This is a genomic window from Microbacterium daqui (assembly GCF_050408675.1).
Lineage (GTDB): Bacteria > Actinomycetota > Actinomycetes > Actinomycetales > Microbacteriaceae > Microbacterium.
On sequence record NZ_JBNTKF010000043.1, the window covers coordinates 1 to 1,714 of the forward strand.

Consider the following 1,714-nt stretch of genomic DNA (forward strand, 5'->3'; position numbering starts at 1 on the left):
CAACCACGACCGCCGGCATTCATCGCTCGGCTACCTCGCACCCGTCGACTACGCTCGGCAATGCACCCATCAATCGGAAACCGACGACTCGCACAGCGACCGGACCGAATGAAGGGGGCGGCCCAACACCTCGAAGGTACGAGCGTTTATTGAGAAGGAAAAGTTCAAAAAATGGAGAAAAAAACGCTATCTAGTTTGGGAATGAGGCGTTCGAGACCCCTGCGACAGGCAGGTCTGCTACTTTACCAACCGTATGGTAAAGTAGTGGAGTGGCATCGAACTCTCGCGAAGAAGTCCTCTCCTGCGCACTTGACCTCGTCCGCGCCGGGGAGGTTGTCTCGTTCGACTCGGTTGCGAGGCGGTCGGGACTCTCGAAGCCGGGTTTGATGTATCACTTCCGAACGAAGAAGGCGATGATGCTCGCGCTGGTCGACCACGTTGCTGCGGGCTGGCTCGAAGAGATGGCGACTCGTCTGTCGTCGGCGCCCGAGACTACGACCCTTCGGGAGCGAGTCGGCGTCTACGTCGATGCATGCGTGACACGGGAGCCCGATCCCGCGGACATCGTGATGCTCGCCGATCCCAGGCTCCGCGAGGAACTCACCATCCGATGGGCCGATCGAATCTCGAGCTGGTTCGTGGGCATCGCCGATCTCGACGCGACGGAACGCGGCTACCTCACCGCCGCCCGGCTCCTCGCCGACGGCGCCTGGTTCGCCGGCGCTACCGGCGTCAACATCCCCGCACCCGATGAACGCGCCGTGATCGTCGCGGCCGCGAACGAACTCCTCTCGAAAGTCGAAGCATGAAGAAGTGGCTCTTCCTTGTCGGCGCGATCCTCAGCGAGGCCGCCGGCTCCCTCTCACTCAAAGCAGCGTTGGACCACCCGGCGTGGTACGTGCTCGTGGCAGCGGGGTTCGTCAGCGCGTTCCTGTTCCTCTCACTCACCCTGCGCCAGGGGATGACGCTCGGGGTCGCTTACGGCATCTGGGGCGCATCGGGCGTTGCCCTGACCGCCGTCCTTTCCGCAATCATTTTCGGCGAAGCGCTCACGCCCGTCATGCTCGCAGGGATCGCTCTTATCATCCTCGGCGTGCTCACCATCGAACTCGGCTCCCAGCGAGCCGCAAAGAAGCGAGAGGCACTCTGATGGCCTGGCTGTTCCTTATCGGCGCGATCCTCTTCGAAGTCGCCGGCACGCTCTCCCTCCGCATGGCCACCCACGGCAAGAAGATCTGGATCATCGGCGTCGCCGTCGGCTACTTGGCAGCCTTCGCGCTCCTCTCGCTCACATTGGGGGCGGGGATGGGTCTCGGTGTCGCGTACGGCATCTGGGCGGCATCCGGCGTCGCGCTCACCGTTGTCCTCAGCAAGTTCCTCTTCGACGAGCCCTTCACCTGGATCATGGCAGCCGGCATCGCCCTCGTCGTCGGCGGCGTCCTCCTCGTCGAGCTCGGCGCCGGACACTGACCGACGCATCGCTCGGCCTCGACCTGCGGGAAACGGCGGGAGTCGCGTCGCCGCTGGCTCAACGCTCCGAGAATCTACAGATTCAATGGCACGGACTGGCGTGGATCACCTGATCGGGGGCTCGAGAAGGCCGCGCTCAAGGAGCTGGCTGAGGGAAACTTCTAGGCCCGGGCAGGCGCCGCGCCGCCGTCGACCACCTCAAGCGCAAGCTGCGGGTGAGCGAACGAATGGCGTGCCGTCTGGC

3 protein-coding genes and 1 pseudogene are annotated in these 1,714 nt (G+C 64.0%); all 4 read left to right on the forward strand.

Features of this window, described 5'->3' with window-relative positions:
- Nucleotides 1–269: 269 nt before the first annotated feature.
- Nucleotides 270–809: a TetR/AcrR family transcriptional regulator gene (locus ACQUSY_RS13325; RefSeq protein ID WP_428904924.1), complete on the forward strand. Its 540-nt coding sequence runs from the start codon at nt 270–272 to the stop codon at nt 807–809.
- Nucleotides 806–1,150 carry a DMT family transporter gene (locus ACQUSY_RS13330; RefSeq protein WP_428904925.1) on the forward strand — a complete coding sequence of 115 codons (345 nt, stop codon included), beginning with the start codon at nt 806–808 and terminating at the stop codon, nt 1,148–1,150. The genes ACQUSY_RS13325 and ACQUSY_RS13330 overlap by 4 nt, the downstream gene beginning before the upstream one ends.
- Nucleotides 1,150–1,470 (forward strand): DMT family transporter, encoded by a 321-nt coding sequence (locus tag ACQUSY_RS13335; protein WP_428904926.1) that lies wholly within the window; start codon nt 1,150–1,152, stop codon nt 1,468–1,470. The genes ACQUSY_RS13330 and ACQUSY_RS13335 overlap by 1 nt, the downstream gene beginning before the upstream one ends.
- A 117-nt stretch (nt 1,471–1,587) precedes the next feature.
- Nucleotides 1,588–1,714, forward strand: a pseudogene (locus tag ACQUSY_RS13340) (IS3 family transposase); the annotation flags it as partial.